This window comes from Staphylococcus sp. HMSC057A08 (genome assembly GCF_001812925.1).
GTDB lineage: Bacteria > Bacillota > Bacilli > Staphylococcales > Staphylococcaceae > Staphylococcus > Staphylococcus hominis.
On record NZ_KV810872.1, the window covers coordinates 8,082 to 32,684 of the forward strand.

The 24,603-nt window shown below is 29.0% G+C and carries 20 protein-coding genes; 13 read left to right on the forward strand and 7 right to left on the reverse strand.

Going from position 1 to position 24,603, the window contains the following annotated elements:
- From HMPREF2881_RS10450 to HMPREF2881_RS10485, 7 genes are all read left to right on the forward strand, one after another.
- A partial coding sequence (locus HMPREF2881_RS10450; protein ID WP_070653771.1) for a terminase small subunit occupies window positions 1-219 on the forward strand: 219 nt, incomplete at its 5' end.
- A gap of 25 nt (window positions 220-244) precedes the next feature.
- The gene (locus HMPREF2881_RS10455) at window positions 245-673 is read left to right on the forward strand and encodes a terminase small subunit (RefSeq protein WP_054105285.1); all 429 of its coding nucleotides are present in this window, start codon (window positions 245-247) and stop codon (window positions 671-673) included.
- An 890-nt stretch (window positions 674-1,563) separates the two neighbouring features.
- The gene (locus tag HMPREF2881_RS10460; RefSeq protein WP_070653772.1) at window positions 1,564-1,824 is read left to right on the forward strand and encodes a hypothetical protein; all 261 of its coding nucleotides are present in this window, start codon (window positions 1,564-1,566) and stop codon (window positions 1,822-1,824) included.
- A 1,243-nt stretch (window positions 1,825-3,067) separates the two neighbouring features.
- Window positions 3,068-4,087 (forward strand): HNH endonuclease, encoded by a 1,020-nt coding sequence (locus HMPREF2881_RS12120; RefSeq protein ID WP_242267351.1) that lies wholly within the window; start codon window positions 3,068-3,070, stop codon window positions 4,085-4,087.
- A 466-nt stretch (window positions 4,088-4,553) separates the two neighbouring features.
- Window positions 4,554-5,513, forward strand: a complete 960-nt coding sequence (locus tag HMPREF2881_RS10475; RefSeq protein WP_070653774.1) for a DUF6731 family protein — start codon at window positions 4,554-4,556, stop codon at window positions 5,511-5,513.
- 25 nt (window positions 5,514-5,538) lie between these two features.
- Complete coding sequence (locus HMPREF2881_RS10480; protein WP_070653775.1) at window positions 5,539-6,075, forward strand: hypothetical protein; 537 nt, start codon at window positions 5,539-5,541, stop codon at window positions 6,073-6,075.
- A 436-nt stretch (window positions 6,076-6,511) separates the two neighbouring features.
- Window positions 6,512-8,902: a DUF1542 domain-containing protein gene (locus HMPREF2881_RS10485; RefSeq protein ID WP_070653776.1), complete on the forward strand. Its 2,391-nt coding sequence runs from the start codon at window positions 6,512-6,514 to the stop codon at window positions 8,900-8,902.
- Window positions 8,903-8,991: 89 nt separating this feature from the next.
- Here the strand turns inward: HMPREF2881_RS10485 and HMPREF2881_RS10490 are convergent, their stop codons facing one another.
- Window positions 8,992-9,987 (reverse strand): acrylyl-CoA reductase family protein, encoded by a 996-nt coding sequence (locus tag HMPREF2881_RS10490; RefSeq protein ID WP_002448474.1) that lies wholly within the window; start codon window positions 9,985-9,987, stop codon window positions 8,992-8,994.
- A gap of 319 nt (window positions 9,988-10,306) precedes the next feature.
- Here HMPREF2881_RS10490 and efeO point away from each other — a divergent pair, with 319 nt between their 5' ends.
- From efeO to HMPREF2881_RS10505, 3 genes are read left to right on the forward strand one after another with little or no spacing between them, the layout of a single operon-like run.
- The gene (efeO, locus tag HMPREF2881_RS10495; protein ID WP_002448388.1) at window positions 10,307-11,161 is read left to right on the forward strand and encodes an iron uptake system protein EfeO; all 855 of its coding nucleotides are present in this window, start codon (window positions 10,307-10,309) and stop codon (window positions 11,159-11,161) included.
- Window positions 11,158-12,384 carry an iron uptake transporter deferrochelatase/peroxidase subunit gene (efeB, locus tag HMPREF2881_RS10500; RefSeq protein ID WP_002488776.1) on the forward strand — a complete coding sequence of 409 codons (1,227 nt, stop codon included), beginning with the start codon at window positions 11,158-11,160 and terminating at the stop codon, window positions 12,382-12,384. Before efeO ends, efeB begins: the two co-directional genes overlap by 4 nt.
- Window positions 12,365-14,095: an FTR1 family protein gene (locus HMPREF2881_RS10505; protein ID WP_002488812.1), complete on the forward strand. Its 1,731-nt coding sequence runs from the start codon at window positions 12,365-12,367 to the stop codon at window positions 14,093-14,095. The genes efeB and HMPREF2881_RS10505 overlap by 20 nt, the downstream gene beginning before the upstream one ends.
- Window positions 14,096-14,165: 70 nt before the next feature.
- Here the strand turns inward: HMPREF2881_RS10505 and tatC are convergent, their stop codons facing one another.
- Window positions 14,166-14,921: a twin-arginine translocase subunit TatC gene (gene tatC, locus HMPREF2881_RS10510; RefSeq protein ID WP_227967776.1), complete on the reverse strand. Its 756-nt coding sequence runs from the start codon at window positions 14,919-14,921 to the stop codon at window positions 14,166-14,168.
- Entirely contained in the window at window positions 14,863-15,087 is a 225-nt protein-coding gene (locus HMPREF2881_RS10515) for a twin-arginine translocase TatA/TatE family subunit (protein ID WP_002448537.1), read from the reverse strand. Before HMPREF2881_RS10515 ends, tatC begins: the two co-directional genes overlap by 59 nt.
- A 176-nt stretch (window positions 15,088-15,263) precedes the next feature.
- Here HMPREF2881_RS10515 and HMPREF2881_RS10520 point away from each other — a divergent pair, with 176 nt between their 5' ends.
- Window positions 15,264-15,779: a GNAT family N-acetyltransferase gene (locus tag HMPREF2881_RS10520; RefSeq protein WP_002448607.1), complete on the forward strand. Its 516-nt coding sequence runs from the start codon at window positions 15,264-15,266 to the stop codon at window positions 15,777-15,779.
- Between the two features lie 55 nt (window positions 15,780-15,834).
- Here the strand turns inward: HMPREF2881_RS10520 and HMPREF2881_RS10525 are convergent, their stop codons facing one another.
- Window positions 15,835-17,520, reverse strand: coding sequence for a CDP-glycerol glycerophosphotransferase family protein (locus tag HMPREF2881_RS10525; protein ID WP_070653777.1), 1,686 nt, complete (start codon window positions 17,518-17,520; stop codon window positions 15,835-15,837).
- 355 nt (window positions 17,521-17,875) lie between these two features.
- Here HMPREF2881_RS10525 and HMPREF2881_RS10530 point away from each other — a divergent pair, with 355 nt between their 5' ends.
- A complete protein-coding gene (locus HMPREF2881_RS10530) occupies window positions 17,876-19,477 on the forward strand; it encodes an L-lactate permease (protein ID WP_002448432.1) in 1,602 nt (533 codons plus the stop codon).
- A gap of 49 nt (window positions 19,478-19,526) precedes the next feature.
- On the opposite strand, the gene HMPREF2881_RS10535 is transcribed toward HMPREF2881_RS10530, so the two are convergent.
- Entirely contained in the window at window positions 19,527-20,672 is a 1,146-nt protein-coding gene (locus tag HMPREF2881_RS10535; RefSeq protein WP_002448466.1) for a glycosyltransferase family 4 protein, read from the reverse strand.
- A 311-nt stretch (window positions 20,673-20,983) separates the two neighbouring features.
- On the opposite strand from HMPREF2881_RS10535, the gene mqo reads away from it, so the two are divergent.
- On the forward strand, window positions 20,984-22,462 hold the full coding sequence (mqo, locus tag HMPREF2881_RS10540; protein WP_002448361.1) for a malate dehydrogenase (quinone): 1,479 nt from the start codon (window positions 20,984-20,986) through the stop codon (window positions 22,460-22,462).
- Window positions 22,463-22,513: 51 nt separating this feature from the next.
- On the opposite strand, the gene HMPREF2881_RS10545 is transcribed toward mqo, so the two are convergent.
- Complete coding sequence (locus tag HMPREF2881_RS10545; protein ID WP_002488771.1) at window positions 22,514-23,887, reverse strand: sensor histidine kinase; 1,374 nt, start codon at window positions 23,885-23,887, stop codon at window positions 22,514-22,516.
- The gene (locus tag HMPREF2881_RS10550; protein ID WP_002448578.1) at window positions 23,880-24,554 is read right to left on the reverse strand and encodes a response regulator transcription factor; all 675 of its coding nucleotides are present in this window, start codon (window positions 24,552-24,554) and stop codon (window positions 23,880-23,882) included. Before HMPREF2881_RS10550 ends, HMPREF2881_RS10545 begins: the two co-directional genes overlap by 8 nt.
- Between the last annotated feature and the right edge of the window lie 49 nt (window positions 24,555-24,603).

Consider the following 24,603-nt stretch of genomic DNA (forward strand, 5'->3'; position numbering starts at 1 on the left):
CAAAGACGTTTTGCGGAAGAGTATATAGAAACGGGTAATCCTTATTATTCAGCCATAAAAGTGGGATATAGTGAAGTATACGCAAGAGATAATGCTTTGAAATTATTGGAAAATGCTAGTGTGAAATCCTATATACATGAGCGTTTAGAAGAAATAAAGAATGATAATATGACCGGGAAATACGGAGTTATGCGTTATTTAACAAGATTAATAAAGTAGGCGATAATTTGTTAGGAGGGATAAAATGAAGTCATTAACGCTAAAACAAAAACAATTCGCTGATGAATATATTCGAACTGGCAACGCCTATCAATCGGCAGTAAATGCGGGTTATAGTGTAAGTTATGCACGAGGTAATGCGATAAAATTGTTGGAAAATGTGAGTATAAATAAATATATAGATGACAACTTAGAAATTATTCAAAAAGAAAGCATAGCAGAAACTGATGAAATCATGCGTTACTTAACACGAGTGCTTAGAGGCGAAGAAAAAGAAGAAATATTGGTATATGTGGGCGACGGTATGCAAGAAATCCAAACAATACGACCTAGTGCAAAAGATAGAATAAAAGCAGCAGAGTTATTAGGCAAACGTTATAGAATGTGGACTGAAAAACAAGAAATAGAAATCACTACGCCAATATTCATTGATGATGTGCCAGAAGAAGATTAAAGAATGATTACAAAAATAGTACTTACTCAATTTTGAGTAGGTGCTTTTTATTAATAAATAATTAAGGTATTGGTATTTTGCAGTACCCTTTATTTTGTATATTTAGTTTTAATTAAGGGATTAGTTTGTTAGTATCTAATTTAAAGGTATCTAGGGGGGAATATAAATGGGATCAGTTCTCACTGCTGCTTTAATACTCTTAATTTTAGTTCTAGTCTTTAAAACTCTTAAGAAAAAGAAATAAGTAAGATATACATATTTGAGTGTTCTTATTTTTTAGTTATAAAAAGTAAGCGTTTTCTATTTACAATTAGAGGCTTTTATAAGATAATAAATACAGCTACTGAAATTACTACTCAAAATCGAGTATCCTTTAAAATGACTGTATCCTTTGGGTGCAGTCTTTTTATTTATAACTTGTCAAAACTTTACATTTCATACAGTTACAACCGTACTTAAAAGTCCGCTTGTAAGCAGTACCTTAAAATAGGGAAATGGTTTAACCAGTCCCAATGTAAACTTATTAGCCGCTTCTTTTAACCGGCTCAAATGTGAGCTTATTAATCAAATTAATAACTGACGCACCAAGTTAGTGCATTAGAAAACGAAAATATTCGTTCTCTAAAATTAAGACGAACAAAGCCGAAATGTCGGCTCAATAGAATATAAATAGAAAACAGGCATGTTGGTTATCTAATCTGAAGTACTAGTTTAGTACTTCAGAAAAGCCATTTGTGGCTTCTCTGCGTAGTCAAAATGGCAACGCAGCACACGTTTATGATTTACGATCTCACGGAGTGAACCTCACAATCTAAATTTGAGCAATGAAACTATTAAAATACAAATAATACAATGATATGCTAATGTAAAGTTAAAAAGGAGTATTAGCAATGGCAAAAGCTTTAATGTTAATCATAACTATTGTTTGTGTGGCTTATATTGTGTATAACTTCATTAAAGATAAACCAGTCATTAATATTTTCTTTGCTTTAATAATACAATCAATTTTATTATTTCTAATCCGCTTCTTTGGGATAAATCAATCTTTTAATAAATCACTTTTATCGTCTTTTGACTTATTTTCGATTACGGTTGTAGTTATTTATTTGATATATAAATTAAGTAAGAGAAGAAAGGAAAAAAGAGGATAAATAATTACTGATAGTTGCGTATTCAACTTGAGTACACAGCAACAAAATGATCTAATAGCGAATTCCATTCCCTAAATGTGAGGAGTAAGTATGTAAATAATGTATAGATATCATAAAAATTGTAGACAATTAATAAATTTAATGCGTATAATGACATTAGAAGTTGTTCCCTTATGAAGCACTTCTATATTTTTCTATATGTGAGTCATTTTTTCTTGGCTATGTCCATTGGGCATAGCTTTTTATTTTATTGTAGACAAATATATAAATAATGAGATAATAGCAAAAGAGATTTAATGATCTCGAATATCCTTATATACATAGAGTTTTTACTCTACCTAGACTACATAGGAGCTAGCCTTAATTGGTTAGCTTCTTTTTTGCATAAAAAAGCACTCTCAACTTAGCTTATGACGGACTAAGTGAGAGTGTAGATGAAAAGTAAGGAGTGAAACGTTTTTATTACATTTGTACATACAAATCAATAACTTTTATTATAATAGTGTGGCTAAATAAAAATTAGTGTGTAATAATAATATTAGAGATTGCCTAACTGACGACTCTTTCCTTTCCGTTAAGTATTTCTTCTCCAAAAAATACTGTATGCTTAGGCAATCTCGACATTTTAAAAGCTTTCATAAATAGCATAACTCTTTAGGGGCGTAAAGCCCCTTTTTGTATGCGAAAAAGTCTCACTAGTACGTGACTAGTAAGACTAAGTTTCAATGAAAGTAATGTTATCTATAACTTATATTAACATACAGCCGCTTCTATTAATACAATTACGTTTGTATTATACTAACGTAACCATTCTTTACGGTAGCTGCATGAACAATTCATTCAGTCATATATAAAAGGGAGTAGAGAAACACGACGCCTTTTATTAGTTGATCTAAATAAGGACTGAACGAAACGTTCCCCCTTATTCATGGGGTCGTGAAACGCTACCCCATAGATGAGTGAACAAAACGTTCCCCCATATGTCGCAACTTGCAACGTTAGGTAAGTGAATACAGCAACGGCTTCGATACATAAGCACATTCACGATTTAGGAATATATTAATACACGAGTGCAGTCCTAAATTAGGATTGCAGCGTTAACCAGCTTGTCGATTTAGCAATGTGGTTTATATTTTGATTAAAATATAACATAAGGCGCGTATAATATTTTAAAATTATTAGAAAGTGCTACCTTATTTTGATAATATTAAGTTGTAAAAAACTAATGTCAAAAGGTGATAATATGGCTAAAGAAAATACAACAGTACATAATTCAAGAAATATCTTTTTTGTTTTTCAAAACAAAACTTATAAACAAGAAAGTGAAGGTGGCTTTCTTTGGGCGCCAAAAGAAAACAAAAAGGGGCAAAAATTTGGACACTGGAGTTTAATGGCAGAAATCAACAAAAATGACATTATTATTCATTGTGCCAACAAACAAATTAAAGCTATAAGTGTAGCAAAGGCAGATGTTTATGAGGATAATAAACCAAGTACTTTTGAAACTGATTGGGAAGAAAAAGGCTGGAAAGTAGATTGCGAATATTTAGTTATTCCTCATCCTATTGATATGACTGATCATAGAGATAAGTTATTTACATTACAGCCGAAAGAAAATGGCCCTTTAAATAAAGAGCATAAAGGAAAACAAGGTTATTTATTTGTAGCAAATACTAAAATGCTAGAGTATATCTTAAGTGAAACGATTTTAATCAATGATAATAAAACACAAAATAAATTATCTATATTAGATATTGATTTAAATGAGTTAAACGAACACAAACAAGACGAACGCGAATTAGAGGCGATCAATAGTGATGAGAATTTGGCAGAAAATGCAGATACTCATATTAAAAATGAGCCAAGAGCCAAAAAAGAGTTAGTAACTACTTCAAGTGGCACTAAGTATCCTAGAGATATTAAAGTTGCTAAAAATGCACTAAAATTAGCTAATTTTAAATGTGAAGGTGTTAATAAAGAAAAGGGCGAAAAAGAACATTTTGTATTTGCTAGAAAAGCTGATCCAGAAATAACATACACTGAGCCACATCATTTAATTCCATTAAGTAATCATAAAGATTTTGAAAATTCATTAGATGTAGAGGCTAATATAGTTTCTTTATGTAGTAATTGTCATAAACTTATTCATTATGGTAAAGATTATAAACAATTACTTGAAATTTTATATGAACAAAGAAAAGATAAACTAAAAGAGGCTGGTATAGAAGTTAGTTGGGAACAATTATTAAGTTATTATGAATAGGATAGAATAAAAATAAAAGATCAGCATTGAGCTGGTCTTTTTGTATATATAAGAAACTTATAAAGAAGTTAAATGTGAAATTTTTATAATAACTATGTATTCTATTGATGAAAATATACAATATACTGATCTAATGACGGATAAGGAAATAACGATATGGAATGAATTAAATGCAGCAGAACGATTAAGCATTATACTGTCTTTTAATTTAATGTTAGTGAAGAATGGTGTAGATAGAAGAATAGTGCCATCTGTGAAGTTAAATGATGATAGGATATTTATAAATAGTTAAGTATGAAAGTTTATGATATTAGGTTATTCAACTCATATAAGTTATAATATAAGTGTGTAGTTGCAGCTAATGTCTTCCCCGATATTGGCTGCTTTTTTTAGATATTATCTTTTTATTTTGTGCAACTAAATATATAATAATATAAAAACTACACATGAAAGAGGTTAAGGGGAAATGACAAGAAAAGTGAATTTTTATGTACCTATTATATATTGTAATGATGAGCCAACCACAACATCTGTTACTGATTTAATTAATTATATTATTAATTTAAATATAAACAATAGAGGAGTTGAAATTGATAATGAACTTTATTCTATTATTCAGTATAGAAACCAATTAGAAAAAAACGACGTAAATGATGGTTATTTTTGTATGGGTAGATATAGAGATAAAAAGCCAAAACAAGGCGAAAAAGGCACGGAAAGATTAGATGATATTGATTATGATATTATTGAGCCTATCTCCATATATTACTGTAATGTAAATCATTTGTTTATGTATGAATATAACCATTTTGGACCAAGAAAAACCAAAATTGAAAATTATTTATCTTCTTTTCTTAGAGACGATAATGAAGAATTTTGGGAATTGAAATTACTTCCCATCGAAAAAAATTTTAATCTCAATGAATTAAGAAATGCTGAACAAATTAAATATATTGAAGCAAGTTTTAGTAGGGAAAATAATTTAAATATGTTAAATGACCTAAATGGAAATAATGATTTAACTCCAATAATAGAATTAATAAATGCAGTTAATAACTTTTTACGAAATGATGGAGGAAATATAGCAGATATAAAAATAAGTAATGGTAGGTTAGCTGATAATCATTTAGATCAAGAAGTTATGATGTTTTTTATAGACTTAATCTTACAAAATCATTTGAACGAAAATTTTTCAAAATTTAATGTAAGATATAAACCTGTTAACGGAAAAACAACAACAGTTAACTTAAGTGATTATGGGCAATATACCTCTGAAATTGATAGAAATGAAGATTTGGATGGATGGGAATATATAGTTGACATGGTTGAAAATGATTATAGAAATAATCATTATGATCTGTTAAATAGAAAAGTAAATCAGCTTTTAGAAGAACTAAATTATAGCGAGAGAGTTTATAATTTTTAAAATAATTTATAAAAGAGGTATTTACATGAAAATCTTAGCTTGTATTGAAAAATATCTCATTGTTATAACTATCGGGTTATTTATATTATTAGTATTAATTTTCGGTTTAGACAATAATGTAACAAATTTTTTAAAGACTATTATAAAAAATAAAAATGATATTTTAGTGAACATTGCTTCTATATTTATTAGCATGTATATTACATTAGCATTAATGTATCCAACATTTATCAATGGCGGAGGTTTAGATAAATTAAGTAAAAAAAATTACTTAATTTCATTTAGGTATATAGTTATAGGATTGCTATGTTCGTTTACATATATAATTAATTCTTTATTAGATGGAATTTTATATAGTTCGAATATTTTAAATTGTTTTTTACTAGTCTTAATGTTCATTTCATATGGGCGAGTTCTTTTTTTTGTAATGTTTTGGTTAATATACGATATTTTAACTACAAAAGTTAAAAAGACAGAAAATATCAATTATAATAAAAAAATATATGAAAGATTGAGAAATATTGAAGAAAAAATTGAAGATATAAAGAATAATAAGAGTTGAATAATAAACAATCTAAGAAGAACAGAAAGAAAAAAGATTTTATATTTTATAATGTGTCTATTTTATTCTAATCTTCCTATTTACCGAATAGTTAATTATAATAAATATAGGCATATTCCTGCTATTTTACTACACTATGCTTTGATAAGTGCTTATATCCCTAAGAATAATGGTTTTAGTTCAGTTGAACCACAACTATTAAAAACAATGATCTATAATATTGCACTTATCAAAGTTATTTTCATATTTATACAATCAATCACATATGGACAAGTTTTATAAAGTGTTGGCGCTACTATTTAAGTAGTGCTTTTTTTATTGTTACAATTTAAAAAGGGCGAAAAAAGGGCATAATTTTGATGGTAAGGGCAAAGGTATGAATGTGAATTTTAATTTTATAAGGTTATAATCGTTGATTTAATAGTGTTTTGAAAGAGTGAGAAATATACTGATTTATTATGGTGTTTTCGAAGGTAAAAAACCAGCGAGTGTGACTGCATACAATAATGAAATGATTAAAATCCATGATGAACTTGAAGCAGCAAAAACAGAAGCAGATAGAGTGATTCATGATGACAATGCGACACCAGCCCAAGTGACAGCAGCTATCGCAAAAATAGATGCGGTACAACCTAAGTTAGACAATGCCATTAGTTTACTTCACGACAAAGAAAATAACAGTAGATTAGTGGAAGCGAAACGCCAACTTGATGAAGCAACGGCAGAACAAGATCCAACACCAGGAATGACAGAAGTAACTGCGAATAATTATAAAGCTAAGAAAGTAGAGGCAGAACAAGTAAGCAGAGATGCACAAAAAGTGATTGAAAATGACGATGCAACATCTGGGGAAATTGCGCAAGCAATAGCTAAAGTAAATGAAGCTACAGTTGCATTAAAACAAGCTAAACATGATTTAGTTCCAGACAAAACTTTATTGAATAATGCTAAAAACAATTTAGAAACAAGCATTAATCAGGTGCCTGAAACTAAAAATATGACTAGTGATTCTGTTGAAAATTATAGAAATAAATTAAGCCAAGCAAAAGATACATTAGCTAATGCACAAAAAGTTATTGATAACCCAACTTCAACAGTTGATGAAATTAATAAAACTATCGAAAATGTGAAACGTGCTAAAGATGAACTTGAACAAGCTAAACATGACTTAATATTAGATTATGATGCTATTATTAAAAAAATTAAACAACAAACTGATTTAACAGATGCTCAAAAGGATAAATTAATAGAAAAGACAAAAGCTTCTACAACTTCTGATGAATTAGAAAATATTAAACATAATACTGATTTATTAAATGATGCGATGAAACAATTAAAAGAAAACATCGCTGAAAAAGATAAAGTCAAAGCAAGTATTAATTATACTGATGGAGATAAAGATAAAAAAGATACCTATGATGATGCTCTAAAAGAAGCTGAAAAACTAATTAATGATGCAAAAAATCCTATTATTGATCCTAACGTGATAAATCAACTTAAAGATAAGATAATTGATGCTAAAAATAATTTAAATGGTGTAGAAAAATTACAAAATGCTATAAATAATGTTAAACACATATTGGAAAGCTTAAAACATTTGAACAATGCGCAAAAAGATGCGTTTAACAATATGATAGATAATGAAAATTCACGTGATAATTTAGATATAATTATTAATAAAGCTAAAGAAGTGGATAAAGCTATGAAACATTTAATTGATGAAATAGCTGATAATTTAGATATCAAACATTCTGTTAATTATTCAGAAGCTTCACCAGATAAAAAATCCGCTTACGATGAACTTATTAAAAAAGCTGAAGACTTAATAAATAAAGGTATTGGTACAAATGCATCACTTGAAGAAATTAATAAATTAATTCAAGATATTAAAAAAGCAAAATATGATTTAGATGGAAAATATCAAGTTGAATTAGCTAAACAAAAAGCTTTAGAAGAGTTAGAAAATGAAGTTAACCGATTGAAAGATGAAATTGACAACAATCCTAACCTTTCTAAAGAAGATAAAGAAAAACTTAAATCTAAATTAGAGCGTCTTCTTGAAAATGCAAAAGGTCAGATTAATAATGCAACTACATTAACAGACCTTAATAAGATTAAAAATAATACTCAAAAAGAAATCGATAAATTAAAAGCATTAATTGATGCTAAAACTTTGGCTAAACAAGAAATTATTGATTTTGCTAATAAAAAACATCAAGAAATTCTAAATAATTCTAACTTAACTGATGCTCAGAAACAAAAAGTGGTAGCTGAAATAGATAAAGCTTTACAAAAAGCGCTTGAAAACATTGATAACGCCAATGACATCAATGAAATTAACCGTAAACTTAAAGAGGGCAAAGATAATATAGCGAAAATTGTTGCAAAAGAAATTACTAATGCGTTAATAGATAATAAAATTAAAGAAATTAAAGCACGCAAAGATTTAACAGATGAACAAAAAGCTAAATTAATTGATTATCTTGAAAAACTTAGACGTGATACGTTAAAAGAAATTGATAAATCACATATTGATGATATCGGTTCAATTATCCAACAATTAATGGACAAATTGAATATGCTTGATATTGATAAAATTGAAAACATCTTAAGTCATAACAATAAAGACAATAATCAAAATCAATCAAATGTTGACGGTATTCAATCTAATAACAGTCATTTATCTAAATCACATAGATTACCTGATACTGGTTCAGAAAGTACATCTATTCAATTAGAGATTGAATTAATGACACTGTTAGTTGGTCTAGGATTAGTATTAAAAAATCGTAGAAAAAAACAAAAAAATAACAAGAATAAAAGATAAAAAAGATATAACTTAGTATCTTTAAAAATAAAGAGCAGGAAACCACTATAAACTGGGTTTCTTGCTCTATTTTATTAAATAAATATGAACTATGCTTCAAAATCTATAATAATTCTTCCAGCGTTCTCATGATTAAGTACTGTCTCAATAGAATGTTTTAAATCTTTAAAAGCAATTGTATTTTTAATTTCATGTAATTTATTAGATTTTAAATCAGTTGCTAATCTTCTCCATACACGTTGACGTAATTTCATTGGTGTCATAACTGAATCAAGTCCAACGACGCTTACACCACGAAGAATAAATGGAAATACTGAAGTTTCAAAGTGGTTACCTCCAGTCATACCAATTAATGCAACACCACCACCATTTGTTAGATGCTTTGCTATATAAGGTGTTCCAGGACCACCGCAAGGATCAATAGCAGCTTGCCAAGTTCTTTTTCCTAATATTTCATTACTATCTTCAGAAATACGATCGATAACTTCTCTTGCTCCTAATTCTTTTAATTTATTCGTAGCTTTTTTATTTCCAGTACTTGCTACAACTTTATAACCAAGTTCATTTAACATCATTACAGCTAAAGAGCCAACACCACCAGAAGCGCCACGTACAAGTACTTTATCGCCTTCAAGTGTCATAAAGTTTGCTTTTTCTAATTTTTCTATTGCTAAACCAGCTGTGTAACCAGCAGTCCCATAAATCATCGCTTCTTCAAGTGTTAGATTTTCAGGACATTTAACAATCCAATCTGATTTAACACGGGCATACTCACTAAATCCGCCGTAATGATTGACACCTAAATCATAGCCAGTAATAATAACTTCTTCACCTTTTTCGATTGTAGGATCATCAGATTCTACAACTGTACCTGCTAAATCAATTCCAGGAACCATTGGATATGATTTAAGTACACCACTATCTTTAACAGTAGCTAAGGCATCTTTATAATTAATACCAGAATATTGAACTTTTATTAAAACTTCACCTTCAGGTAAATCATTGATTGATAAATCTTTGAAATCACTTGTGACAGTGCCATCATTATCTTTTTCAACCATAAACGCTTTGAAATTTACACTCATAAAATCGTACTCCTTAAAAATAAAAAATTAGATGTTAATTGCATATCCTAAATAACCATACCACATTTTAAACGAGTCATTAAGTTAAAAAGTTTATATAAATTAAATATAAAATAGTCTATATTTTGATAAAAAAATAATTATATTGACAGTAAAACAGCATAAATATATAATTTTACTGATAATGATTATCACTTGATAATAATCATGTTGATAGAGATATAAAACTGTAATTTTAAAATTTAGATGTAGAGAATATACATTTTAAAATATTTAACATCAAAAGATAATCACTAAATTTTAATGAGGTGAATTTATTATGAAGAAATTACCAACTATTTTACTAACATCATCACTACTATTAACAGCTTGTGGTCATAATAATCACGATAATGCTAATGAGAAAACTTCAAAAAAATCTACAAATGAGAATAAAGTAGCATTACAGAAAGCAGCTAAAGAATATAGAAAATATACAAATGAACAGTTAGATCAGTTTTTAAAAGGAACTGAAGAATTTGTATCTGCAATAAAAGCAGATGATATTGAAAAAGCAAAATCTTTGTATCCTAAAGTACGCATGTATTATGAACGTTCTGAACCCGTAGCTGAAGCGTTTGGCGATTTAGATCCTAAAATCGATGCCCGCCTAGCTGATATGAAAGAAGAGAAAAAAGAAGATAAGTGGACAGGGTATCATAAAATTGAAAAATCTCTTTATCAAGAAAATAAAATAGATGAAATGACTAAGAAGGATGCTAATCAATTACTAAAAGATGCTAAAGAATTAGATGCTAAAGTAGATACATTAGATATTACACCTAAGTTAATGCTACAAGGATCAGTGGATTTATTAAATGAAGTATCTACATCAAAAATTACTGGAGAAGAAGAGGTATACTCTCACACCGATTTATATGATTTTAAAGCAAATATCGAAGGGGCTCAAAAAATTTATGAATTATTTAAACCTGAATTAGAAAAGAAAGACAAAAAATTGAGTTCTACAATTAAGGATAATTTTAATAAAGTGAATCAATTACTTGATAAATATAAAAATAATGATGGTTATAAAGATTATAGTGCAGTAACTAAAGAAGATAGAAAAGCTTTATCAGATGCAGTTAACTCACTAGGAGAACCATTAAGTAAAATGGCTGTGGTTACAGAATGAGTAATATAAATCATAAAAATCATCCTCAAATGACTAGACGTTCATTTTTAAAGTTACTAGGGATAGGAAGTGCTGGTGCTGTTATTGGAGCAAGTAGTGTAGGCAGTATCTTTTCGTTTAAATCTATGTTTGATACTCCTGAAAGTGAAGAAAACGATTCATATGAATTTTATGGACATATTCAAGCTGGTATTATTACACCAACTCAAAAAAATTGTAATTTCATTGCATTAGATTTAAAGTCCAAAGATCAAACATTAATTAAAGATATGTTTAAAAAATGGACTCAAATGTCTGTTAGTATGACTGACGGTGCTATTATTAGGGAAAATAGTAACAATACACTATTACCACCTGTAGATACTGGTGAATCAATAGGATTAGATGCTAGCAAACTCACTTTAACATATGGCGTGAGTAAGTCTTTTTTGAAAAAAATAGGATTATCATCTAAAATTCCATTTGATTTTAGAGATATACCTCATTTTCCTAATGATCAATTAGATGAAGAGTATAGTGATGGAGATATTATGATTCAAGCTTGTTCAAATGATCCTCAAGTTACTTTTCATGCCATACATAACTTAATACGACCTTTTAGAGACATCATTAAAATTCGCTGGTCACAACATGGTTTTATTTCTACTAAAAAAAATGAAACACCGAGAAATTTGATGGCATTTAAAGATGGTACAGTTAATCCACGAAACAATAACGACTTAAAAAAATATGTATTTATTGATAATGGATGGGCAGAAAATGGGACGTATTGCATTATAAGACGAATCCAAATTCATATTGAGACATGGGATCGTACTGCATTAGAAGAGCAAGAAGCAACATTTGGTCGTAAACGTTCTACAGGTGCCCCTCTAACAGGTAAGAAAGAATTCGATAATATTGATTTAAAGGCTAAAAATAATAAGGGTAAGTATATTATCGATGAGAATGCGCATACCCGTTTAGCTCGTGAAGTAAAAACTTCTATTAAACGTAGAGCATATAATTATAATGATGGTACAAATGCTAAAACAGGTGACTTAGATACTGGACTCATGTTTATTTGTTTCCAAAAATCTATTCAACAGTTTATCGATATTCAAAATAATTTAGGACACAATGATAAATTAAACGAATATATCACACATCGAGGTTCTGCATCATTTCTTGTATTACCAGGGATACAAAAGGGAGGCTATATCGGTGAAACACTATTTAGTTAAGATATCGATAATTACTCTCTTAATCATTATTACACGTTTGTTTTCATTGACTTCAGTTAGTGTTGCAAATGATAGTCAATTAAATGATGCGTATGTAGCTATCTCTGATGCGAAATCGACATTAGAGCACAAACAATTAAATTATAACGAAAAACAAAACGTGTTGAATGAAGTAAAACATAAAATAATGTCTTTAAATATTAAAGGAAATAAAGAAGGAAAAGATGTTAAATCGAAACTTCATATGATTGATCAAGCAACGACTACAAATAAACAAATCGACTCGTTATCGGAGTTAACAAAATCTCTCATCGTTTACGAAAGTTCTGTATCGACTGATGATATTGATAAAGATATTAGAAATTTAAAAAAACAAATTAACGCAAAAGATAATATCATGCAAGAAGCTGTAAAAAATAAAGATAGATCAAAATTACAGTCTATTAATAATATGTTAAATCAAATTTGGAAAAAACATGAAACGACCATCAGAAATTATGATGAAAATAAATATGGACAAATAGAAGTGTACTTGATGCAGTTACGTGTAGCTATTCAAAAAGAACCATTAGACATAAAAAAAGTAGATAATGCTTGGAAGACATTTAAAACAAGTATTGATACTGTTGATAAAAAGCAATCCAATACTGAAAAAAATCAATATAAAGTTACCCAACTTAATATTGAATTAGAGAAAGCAATCAAAGGTATCGAGAGTCATCAGTTAAAACAATCAGATGAGGCACTGACTAAATTTATACAAATATGGCCTTATGTTGAAGGCAAAATTCAAACTAAAAACAGTAGTTTATATACAAAAATTGAAGATAAAATTCCATATTATCAAAGTATTTTAGATAGTAGTAATAAAGATCGTATTAAAGAAAGTTTAATAAAAATAAATTCTGAAATTAAAGATACTGTAAGTGAAGACGCATATTCATCCATAGATGTAATGATTATATTTTTACGTGAAGGATTAGAAGTATTATTAATCATATTGACATTAACAACTATGACAAGAAATGTTAGAGACACTAAAGGAACAACAAGTGTCATTGGTGGCGCTATATTAGGTTTGATTTTAAGTCTCGCATTAGCACTTATCTTTATTCAAGTACTAGGAAATAATGGATTAATACGTGAAGGTATGGAAGCAGCACTAGGAATAATAGCAGTTGTTTTAATGTATATTGTGGGTATATGGATGCATAGACGTTCAAGTGCTAAGCGATGGAATGATATGATTCAACAAATGTATCACCATGCAATAAGTAATCGAAACTTAGCATTATTAGGTACAATTGGATTAATATCCGTTTTGAGAGAAGGCGTTGAAGTCATTATCTTTTATATGGGAATGATGGGAAGTATAAAAACTTTAGATTTTGTTATAGGAATTATACTAGCCATTGTTATATTAAGCATATTTACATTGTTATTCAAAACAGTTATACGATTGATACCTATATATTTTATTTTTAGAGTACTTTCTATTTTAATATTTATTATGGCATTTAAAATGTTAGGAATTAGTATTCAAAAATTACAATTACTTGGAATGATAACACAACATAGTATTGAGCATATTCCAACACTTAATATCATTGGTTTTTATCCAAGTATTGAAACGATGAGTGCACAATTAATTTATATACTATTAATTGCTTATTTCACTTTAAAACATACTAAAACAAAGCATCATATCTAAATTGAAAATAAAGTCTCAAACGAGTAGATTAATTTACTCGTTTGAGACTTTTGCATTTGATTCGAATTCATTAATGTCGAGTAGTTATTTTAGTTAAAAGAATGCTTATTTCAAATAAAATAATGAGTGGTAAAGTCAAAAATAGATTCAAAGTGATATCTGGTGGTGCAAGAATACTAGCAATAATGAAACAAGTAAAATAAATATATTTGCGATATTGGTGTAATTGTTTAATATCTATTACATCCATTTTAACTAGTCCCATACAAAACATAGGTAATTGAAAGACGACACCAAATATAAATAACCACCTTATTAATTCATGTAAATAAGCATTAAAACCAATCACTGGTTGAATATACATTGTTTTCGATAATGTTAATGAAAATTTTATAATTAATGGAAATCCGATAGTATAGGCGAAACCGACACCAATGATAAATAACGCAGTACATAATAAACTATATTTATAAATAAAAAAACGTTCACGTTGATGAAGCCCTGGTGATATAAATGCCCATAATTGATAGAAAATAATAGGAAGAACTAAGCACAAAGTTACAAAACTAATGATTAGTATATAGATTTGAATCATTTCAGTGAATGAAAAAGTATGTAAAACAACTTGAGTGCGTTTAATATGGTAAACAAAAGTTGTGATCCACCATTTAGATGATATGTATACTAACGGCAAAGTAATTAAAAATGAAATAAGTATATTAATTAAACGTCGCCTTAATTCTTCAAAGTGTTCGAGTAAGGTCGAACTAGTTTGATTTGTCTCGCTGTTGTTTAGAATGTTTACTGGGTGTTGCCTCCACCTCATCTGAATCAATGTGTTCAGCTGCAGACTTAAATTCTCTTAAAGTACTGCCAATCGCTTTACCAAATTGTGGTAATTTTTTAGGACCAAAAATAATTAATGCAACAATACTAATAATGACTAAACTGGTAGGTCCAGCAATGCCTAATATAAATAACTCATGAAACATCTTAAACACCTCACTTTAATATAGTCTATCTTTACTTTATACTTATTGATAATTATTATCAATACATATTTTAATTTATAAAAAAATAATTTAATATAGTGTTTGAAATGTGTTTGATAAGGAATAAGATATTATCTGGTTTTGAGAAAAATAAGTACAATAAAAAGAGGGAAAATATGAAAGAAGAAATTGAAGAAATTAAAAAAGATAATGTAAGTGAGTTAAGAAAAATTGCAGAAAAAACGTTTTATGATACTTTTAAAGGTAGTTATACTGATGAAAACTTTAAAAAATTTTTTAAAGAAAACTATAATGAAACGAAGTTATTATCAGAAATCGAACATCATCAATCATTTCACTATTTCTATAAGGTAGATGATGAGATTGCTGGTTATTTAAAATTAAATATTAATGAAACACAAACTGAACCAAAAGGTGATCAATATTTAGAAATTCAACGCATTTATTTTGATAAGGATTACCAAGGTGGAGGAAGAGGAAGTCAATTTATTCAATTAGCTATTGATAAAGCAAGGGAGTATAATAAATCAAAAATATGGTTAGGTGTTTGGGAAAATAATCCTTCTGCCATTGACTTTTATAAAAAGCAAGGATTTGAAATTACAGGACACCATGACTTTATTAATGGTAATGTAATAGACATGGATTTAATTATGGAAAAAGAAATTTAAAATAACACAATAAAGCACTAAGAGGACAGAAAAGTTCTGTCCTCTTAGTGCTTTATTATTTATCTAAAATATCTCTCATAAGTTGAGTTAGTTTTTTTAGAGATTGATTATTATGATTTATAAGTGCATGTCGGTGAATGGTAGGAATCGTATCATGTATTAAATGATTTAGTAACATTTCTTCGTTTGTGTACCAAACTTTTGCTAGACTGTTCAGCACATCAATATAGACGCCACGTTCTTCTTTATATTCTTTGTGATTAGGAGTATATAAACAAACTTTTTTATCAATAGTTAAGGCATCAAAAATGATAGAAGAATAATCAGTAAGTACGATGTCTGATATTAAGATTAAGTCTTGTGTTTCGATATCTATAGGAGCCTCAATGACACCTTCTGGAATAGCATCATCACCTTCAATATGCCCCTTATATATCACATAGTATTTTTCTAGTAACTCTGGTGTCATCGTTAAAGGTGTAAATGATTCTGTATTTTTATGCCATGTTGGCGCATATAATAAAACAGGTTTTGTATGATTAAGTTTTAATTTTTCACGTATTTTTCTTTGCTGATTTTGATTATCTTTATAGTTTAGTAAATAACTTACTCTTGGATAACCAAAAGGAAGAAATTGAACCGTTTCATTAGGAAAAGCAGTCTCAAATAAACCTTCTGAAGCTTTTGAATCTAATAAGACATATGATTGGTGTTTCCATTTATTATATTTTCTTGCTCTGTAATTATAAATATTTTGATTTTGATAGGGTTCTTTACTATCTAAAAATAATTCTTTTATAGGCGTACCATGCCATAATTGAATGACTGTACCATTAGGTTGATATGCTTCAGGCATATAACTTTCAATAACTACAATTTTAGCAGTTTCAATAAGTTCTTTATTATGTTCTGCATCAATGGGAAGGAAATACGGTCCATGTCTATCGTCTGTAATGTAATAAGCTTCTGTTGTTGGATTTCGTTTTACAAAGTAATTAAAAAGGTATTTAGAGTTACCTCTATAGCCATAATCGAATCCTAAAAATACGACATGATTTTTCAATTTAGATGTATCTTTAGTATAGACATAACTTAGTTTTTTATGATTTTGAATCGCACGTTGATGAATTTTATTGTACATCCATTTAGGTAATTTAAATTTTGTTGTTACAAGCCAGCTATCAGCAAAACGAAGAGTTTCGTCAGCTAATGGATGCTTATATTTAGGAAATGGAATCGAATGGCCGTGGATATAAGCTAGTTTATTTAAATCAAAGTGATTGGCAATTTTAATTTCTCTTGTATCTAACGAATTCCAAAATGAACTAGATGTCTGTAATTCCTCAATAAAATCAAAAACCACATGTCCATCTATATCAATCTCATTTTTTAAAATAGTGATGACTGCTAGATCCATAATAGATTGAATTTGATATTTTGAAAGGTAAATCAGCGCAGTATCAATATTATAAATGATATTTGGATAATGATTAATGTTATTCATCCAAGCGAGAAAACTTAATTTATCATTCCCAAAATAACGACAATCATTAAGATAAACACCATGGATTGTGTAATCAACCGCAATAGAATGTTCACCTAATGAGACAGCATTAAGCATGTCTTGATTAATTTTTATTTCGTTAGAATAGGGGATAAAATGTGAATACCCTGCAGATTTAGCTTTATTAAGTTGTATATCTAGATGTGACATATTAGATATATTTATTTGTTTAATCATTATGCATTATCCTTTAACTCCTAAATTTCATATTTTTATTTTACCATGCACTTTTAAAAAATTCATATTTACATGAATGATAATATAAAATCATATGTTTATGAAAATTCAAATAGATCTTACTACTATTGTTGACATAAATTATTTTTACAGTATTGTCAATTGTGATAAGAAATGTTATATTATTTTTGTGAAAATATTCACAAAAATAAAAAGTGTAATATTCTAATTTTAACTTGATTACAATATGTTAATTTTTGTGAATACCTGTTAAAATTAGAAAAGTGAATTTTTAGTTGTTTAGCTAGATAATTCATCAATATAATAAAATATTAAGGAAAGAAGCGTTTAAACTATGTTAGTACATTCTTTTAACCCTTTTGGTAACTTAGCGTTATCTAGTTTAATTGCAGCAATTCCAATCATTTTATTCTTGTTATGTTTAACTGTGTTTAAAATGAAAGGGATTTATGCAGCAATCACTACTTTAGTAGTTACTTTACTTATTGCATTGCCATTCTTTAAATTACCTGGTGGTATTGCTACAGGTGGTGTAATAGAAGGATTCTATCAAGGTATTATCCCAATTGGTTATATCGTTATTATGGCCGTTTTATTATATAAAACGACTCAAGAATCTGGTCAATTTAGTACAATTCAAGATAGCATTATGAGCATTTCACAAGACCAACGTATTCAATTATTATTAATTGGTTTTGCTTTTAATGGCTTCTTAGAAGGTGCTGCAGGTTTCGGTGTGCCAATTGCAATTTGTGCATTATTACTTGCACAACTAGGTTTTAAACCTTTACAAGCAGCAATGTTATGTTTAATTGCCAACGCTGCTTCAGGTGCATTCGGTGCAATTGGTATTCCAGTTGGTATTGTGAATACACTTCATTTACCAGGACATGTTGAAGCAATGAGCGTGTCTCAAGTGTCTACACTTACTTTAGCAATTATTAACTTTATTATTCCATTCTTATTAATCTTTATTATTGATGGTTTTAAAGGTATTAAGGAAACATTACCACAAATTTTAGTAGCTTCAATTACTTATACAGTATTACAAGGCTTAATTACAGTATTTGTTGGTCCAGAATTAGCTGACATCATTCCACCATTAGTGACTATGGGTGTGTTAGCAGTATTCTCTAAAAAATTCCAACCTAAAAATATTTTTAGAATACAAAAAGATGTTAAACCAGAAGCAGTTACTCCACATAGTGGTAAAGAAATTTTATATGCATGGAGCCCATTCATTATCTTAACTGTAATTGTAATGATTTGGAGTGCAACATTCTTTAAAAACTTATTTGCACCAAATGGTCCTTTATCAGCATTGGTATTTAACTTTAATTTACCAGGAACATACAGTGATGTAGCACATAAACCTATTACATTAAGTTTTAATTTTATTGGTCAAACTGGTACAGCCATTTTACTTACAATTATTATTACAGTTTTAATGTCTAAAAAAGTTAATTTCGGTGATGCAGGACGTTTGTTCGTAGAAGCATTCAAAGAACTATGGTTACCAATTTTAACTATTTGTTTCATTTTAGCAATTTCTAAAATCACTACATATGGTGGTTTAAGTGCTGCAATGGGTCAAGGTATCGCAAAAGCAGGCGGCGTGTTCCCAATTTTATCTCCAATCTTAGGATGGATTGGTGTGTTCATGACTGGTTCTGTTGTAAATAACAACTCATTATTCGCACCAATTCAAGCTTCAGTTGCCCAACAAATTGGTACAAGTGCACCGTTACTTGTTGGAGCGAATACTGTTGGTGGTGTGGCTGCAAAACTTATATCTCCACAATCAATTGCGATTGCAACAGCAGCTGTAAAACAAGTGGGTAAAGAATCAGAATTACTTAAAATGACATTAAAATACAGTGTTGCTTTATTGATATTTATCTGTATTTGGACATTTATTTTATCAATGTTTATGTAGTTATAATAAAAAGGATTGCAACTCGGAGAATTCCGATTGCAATCCTTTTTTATTTGAAAATAGAATAAAAATAATCGTAAATTTTATCTGGAGAATAATGTTCAAGAGTTTGATGACTCGATTTAATCATATTTTCTGAATGCGTTCTCTTTTGAATAGCAAGATTAATATATTTTGCTAATGATTGTGCATTCGCATAGTCTGCTAAATAACCATTTTTATTATGTTGAATCAGTTGTGAAGGTCCAAGTGTATCTTTAAAACTAATAACAATATTGTCTTGAGCCATTGCTTCTAATATGACCATTCCAAACCCTTCATTTCGTGAAGGAACGACAGTCATTCGGCTTTGTGCCAATTTTTCATTAAGGTGTTGAGTGGCTGGATGTATGGTTATTAAGTCATTAAGCTGGTAATGATTAATAGTTTCTTGTAAATTTTGATGTTCTTGACCTTCACCATAAATCTCGATTTTATAGTTTTTCTGTCTAAGCGTATCTTTAATGAGTTGGACACTTTCGATTAAAATATCATAACCTTTTTCATATTCTAGACGTCCGGCACTTAAAATAATATTTTTTTTAGGTAGATTTAATTTTTTAGTTCGAATAATATTAGGAACGACATATACAGGTGTTTCAATGAATGATTCATAATGGTTTTTATCAGTATGAGTTAAAGTGGTTAGCGCGTCTAGATGTTGATAAGCATCTAATATTTCTTGTCGATACGCTTTGGGATAGGCATTTAAATTCATATGTTCCATACCTATTGTTATTGCATGTCCATGATAATATTTAGAAATAAATATATTAAAACTTGCTCTTGTACCAATGAGTACATCGGTATCTATATCATTAATTGCACGTATCAGTTTATGTTCAATATACTTCGAGAATTGATTTAAACCAGGCTCATGTTTTGAAAGGTAGATAGGCTTTATTAAAGGAGTGTATTTATTAAGTCGATTCATGAAGATAGAAATAACATTTTGTGGTTTTAGTCTATAATCAACTAAGTGTTTTATTTTAATAGAAGAATTAAGTTTGAAGTAAGGTATATCTTTAGCTCTAAAAACAGAGATAATTTCAACGTTATGACCTTTGTCCGCTAAGGTATTTGCTAATTCAGTCATTGCTTTAACTGTGCCACCTAAGGCGTATATATTATGCATTAAAAAAGTAAATGATTTCATGATTGTACCTCGTTATTAATAATATTATAAAAATTATAGCATGTAATAAACCAACTGTATAAATATTGTAAGCTTTATAATAAAATTAAAATATTTTTGAAAATAGAGATAAAATAATGTGATAATTCGTGTAAATACTTTTTTCAAAGAGAAATTATGTATATAATTACTATAGTAATTAAAATTTTATTTACGCTTTTAACGTCAAATTAATATTTATTTTTTTATCGATAAAAGAAAGCGTTTTAAATTAAAAATGGTCGTGTTTATTTCGACTGAAGATGTGATTATAAAAGGGGGACTGGGTTGTTATGAGTATAGAACATAGCAAAACAGATGTCATCTTAATCGGTGGCGGAATAATGAGCGCAACATTAGGAACATTACTAAAAGACTTATCTCCAGAAAAAGAAATTAAAATTTTCGAAAAATTGGAACAATCAGGTGAGGAGAGTTCTAATGTATGGAATAATGCTGGAACAGGACATTCAGCTCTATGTGAATTAAATTATACAAAAGAAAATAAAGATGGCAGTATTGATGTAACAAAAGCAATTAAAATTAATGAACAGTTCCAAGTATCTAAACAATTTTGGGCTTATCTAGTTAGAACTGGTCAACTAGAACATCCAGGTAATTTTATTCAATCTGTGCCACATATGAGCTTTGTTAAAGGTATTTTAAACGTAGACTTTTTGAAAAAACGTGTAAAAGCTTTAAAAGAAAATATTTTATTTCAAAAAATGGAAATCACAGAAGATCGAGATAAAATTGTTGAATGGGTGCCGTTAATGGTAGAAGGTAGAACATCACCCGTTCCTATTGCATTATCTCGGGATGAAACTGGTACAGATGTAAACTTTGGAGCACTCACTAAAAAATTAATTTCTAATTTAAAAGAACATAAAGTAGATGTTACGTATCATCAAGAAGTTCAAAATATTGAAAGATTAAATAATGGTTATTGGAAAGTGACTGTCAAAGATTTGAAGTCTAATACAATTCACACGTTTGAATCTGAGTTTGTGTTCATTGGTGCTGGAGGAGCAAGTCTTCCACTTCTACAAAAAACTGGAATTAAGCAGTCTAAACATGTAGGTGGTTTCCCAGTAAGTGGTCTTTTCTTACGTTGTAAAAACAAAGACGTTATTGAACGTCATTATGCAAAAGTATATGGTAAAGCAGATGTTGGAGCACCGCCGATGTCTGTACCACATTTAGATACACGATTTGTAAATGGAGAACGATCTCTATTATTTGGACCGTTTGCAGGCTTCTCACCTAAATTTTTGAAAACAGGATCCAATTTAGATTTAATTCGTTCTGTTAAACCGAATAATATTGTGACGATGTTAACAGCAGGAGTTAAAGAGTTTAATTTAACTAAATACTTAGTTTCTCAATTAATGCTTAGTCATAAAGATCGAATGAATGATTTAAGAATCTTTTTACCGAATGCTAGAGACGAAGATTGGGAAGTTGTTATTGCTGGACAACGTGTTCAAGTGATTAAAGATACAGAAGATAGTAAAGGAAATTTACAATTTGGTACAGAGGTCATTACTTCTGATGATGGATCACTTGCAGCATTATTAGGTGCTTCTCCAGGAGCTTCAACAGCTGTCGATATCATGCTAGATGTATTAAAACGCTGTTACAAAAATGAATTTGATGCTTGGATTCCAAAAATTAAAGAGATGATCCCATCATACGGACTTAAACTTAATGAGCACGAAGAAGTTTATAACGCAGTAAATAAAGAAGTAAGAAAATATTTAAATGTGAAATAATCGAAAAAACAGGTAGTGTCATTTTTAACACTGCCTGTTTTTTCGATTAAGTTAAAATAGGATATGCGGAAATAGAATTTTAAATGTCATGCCATTTTTAGAATCACTAGATACACATATTTTACCGTGATGTAAATCAATGATGGACTTAGTAATTGCTAGTCCTAAACCATTACTATTATCACTAGCATTGAGTTTATAAAAACGATCAAATAGATGTGGTATCGCTTGTTTAGAAATAGTTTGTCCTTCATTTGTGACCGCAAACATAATATGATTATTTTCTTGATTCAAAGTAATATCGATAATGCCATTTATATCTGAATATTTAATAGCATTTTGAATTAGATTCGAAAATGCTTGATGTAAAAGGCGACGATTTCCCTGAAAATATATTTTATGCATATCAGATAATAACATCAATGATTTATCATCAATCGTGTATTGTTCATGTCGAATGATATCAGTAATGAGTGAAGATAATTCTAAATTATCGTCAACAGATAAGTGATTCGCATTATCTAATTCAGATAGTAATAGTAGTTCTTTTATTAAGTTACTAAGACGTGTAATTTCTAAATGAATATCATTGATTAAGCTATGACGTTCATCTTCTGAATGCGCAAATTGTAATTCAGTTAATAGTCTTTCAATATGTGTAAGAGGTGTTTTAATTTCATGTGAAACATTTTGAACAAAATGTTGACGCATGTCATCTAATTGTTTTAATGACTGACGCATGGTATCAAAACGAAACTGTAAAGTTCCAATTTCATCATGACGGGTATGAGAAATGGGTGTTTCAAAATTCCCATTCATTAATTGTTCGGTCGCCATTTTTAACTTTTTAATAGGTTTAATGATTGAGTATGTTGAAGCAATAACAAGTGAAATAGATATCAGCAATAAGAAAATAAGTAATACCAATAAAAATATTCTAAACTCGCCGAATGTTTTACCTATATCTGGTCGCATAAATACTGCTATAGGTTCATGGTCTTCATAAAATCTTATGCCCACAGTGTTATCAGTTTCATTATCAAAGAAACCTGTCACGAATAATTCAAAAGGTTTGTTTTTTATACCGTGATAATCATGACCACGCATAACTTGGTTAATAGATGATGAGGACAGTGTATCTTTTCTAAAAGGTTCACCATAAAATGTTTTTTGTCCTTGTTTATCGACGGTAACGATTTGATAATTCATTTGTCCTAAATGTTGAAAATAAGATTTTACGTATTTTGAAGGAAGTTGATGTTCATAAGTACGAGCTTCTTTTAACGTACGCATAATTTTAGTGTCATTATTTTCTTTGAGATTGAAATGATAATGTATATTTGCAATGAAAAAACTAACTAATGCACTAAAAATAATCACAGTAATAGTATAAATTGCAATGCGACTATATAGTGTTTTAAACATCTTTATTCACCTTGTATCCCTGGCCTCTTACTGTTTGAATTTCAATAGTTGCCTCTAATTTTTTTAACCGTGTTCTTAAACGCTTAATATGAACGTCTACTGTTCTTTCATCGCCTGTATAATCGAAACCCCAAATTTTTTCAATAATAGACTCTCTTGTGTAAATTTGTCTTGGATGAGTGCATAATAAAAATAGGAGTTGGAATTCTTTAGTAGGAAGATTCATTTTTTTAGATGCTACACTCACCTCCATAAATTCATCATTTAAAATGACATTTCCTATTTCAATCTTATTTTGCGTATTAATTTGATAACGACGCAAAACGGCACGAATTCTAAATAATAATTCCTTAATTTCAAAAGGTTTAGTTACATAGTCATCTGTGCCACTGACAAATGCACGTTCTTTATCACTTAATGCATCTCGTGCTGTTAGCATAATAACTGGTAATTGATAGCGATCTTTTAATAATTGACATAATTCAAATCCATCCATACCTGTCATCATAATATCTACAACTGCGATATCCACGCGATGATGATTAAGATATTTTAATGCTTGTTCTCCACTCGAATGTGTCACGGTTTTTATATGATCCGCTTCTAAATGTTTAGAAACGTAATGCAAGAGTTTTGGATCATCATCTACAATTAAACATTTTATCATTTACTTTTCGCTCCTTTTCTAATTATTATACGAATCTTTAAAATCTAAG

Excerpts from the sequence above, each read along its gene's own strand:
- HMPREF2881_RS10520 (WP_002448607.1), top strand. The coding sequence starts at position 15,264 with ATGAAAGAAGAAATTGAAGAAATTAAAAAAGATAATGTAAGTGAGTTA.
- mqo (WP_002448361.1), top strand. The coding sequence starts at position 20,984 with ATGAGTATAGAACATAGCAAAACAGATGTCATCTTAATCGGTGGCGGA.
- HMPREF2881_RS10525 (WP_070653777.1), bottom strand. The coding sequence starts at position 17,520 with ATGATTAAACAAATAAATATATCTAATATGTCACATCTAGATATACAA.
- tatC (WP_227967776.1), bottom strand. The coding sequence starts at position 14,921 with ATGAGGTGGAGGCAACACCCAGTAAACATTCTAAACAACAGCGAGACA.
- HMPREF2881_RS12120 (WP_242267351.1), top strand. The coding sequence starts at position 3,068 with ATGGCTAAAGAAAATACAACAGTACATAATTCAAGAAATATCTTTTTT.
- HMPREF2881_RS10455 (WP_054105285.1), top strand. The coding sequence starts at position 245 with ATGAAGTCATTAACGCTAAAACAAAAACAATTCGCTGATGAATATATT.
- HMPREF2881_RS10515 (WP_002448537.1), bottom strand. The coding sequence starts at position 15,087 with ATGTTTCATGAGTTATTTATATTAGGCATTGCTGGACCTACCAGTTTA.
- HMPREF2881_RS10460 (WP_070653772.1), top strand. The coding sequence starts at position 1,564 with ATGGCAAAAGCTTTAATGTTAATCATAACTATTGTTTGTGTGGCTTAT.
- HMPREF2881_RS10490 (WP_002448474.1), bottom strand. The coding sequence starts at position 9,987 with ATGAGTGTAAATTTCAAAGCGTTTATGGTTGAAAAAGATAATGATGGC.
- efeO (WP_002448388.1), top strand. The coding sequence starts at position 10,307 with ATGAAGAAATTACCAACTATTTTACTAACATCATCACTACTATTAACA.
- HMPREF2881_RS10550 (WP_002448578.1), bottom strand. The coding sequence starts at position 24,554 with ATGATAAAATGTTTAATTGTAGATGATGATCCAAAACTCTTGCATTAC.
- efeB (WP_002488776.1), top strand. The coding sequence starts at position 11,158 with ATGAGTAATATAAATCATAAAAATCATCCTCAAATGACTAGACGTTCA.
- HMPREF2881_RS10475 (WP_070653774.1), top strand. The coding sequence starts at position 4,554 with ATGACAAGAAAAGTGAATTTTTATGTACCTATTATATATTGTAATGAT.
- HMPREF2881_RS10545 (WP_002488771.1), bottom strand. The coding sequence starts at position 23,887 with ATGTTTAAAACACTATATAGTCGCATTGCAATTTATACTATTACTGTG.
- HMPREF2881_RS10535 (WP_002448466.1), bottom strand. The coding sequence starts at position 20,672 with ATGAAATCATTTACTTTTTTAATGCATAATATATACGCCTTAGGTGGC.
- HMPREF2881_RS10530 (WP_002448432.1), top strand. The coding sequence starts at position 17,876 with ATGTTAGTACATTCTTTTAACCCTTTTGGTAACTTAGCGTTATCTAGT.
- HMPREF2881_RS10480 (WP_070653775.1), top strand. The coding sequence starts at position 5,539 with ATGAAAATCTTAGCTTGTATTGAAAAATATCTCATTGTTATAACTATC.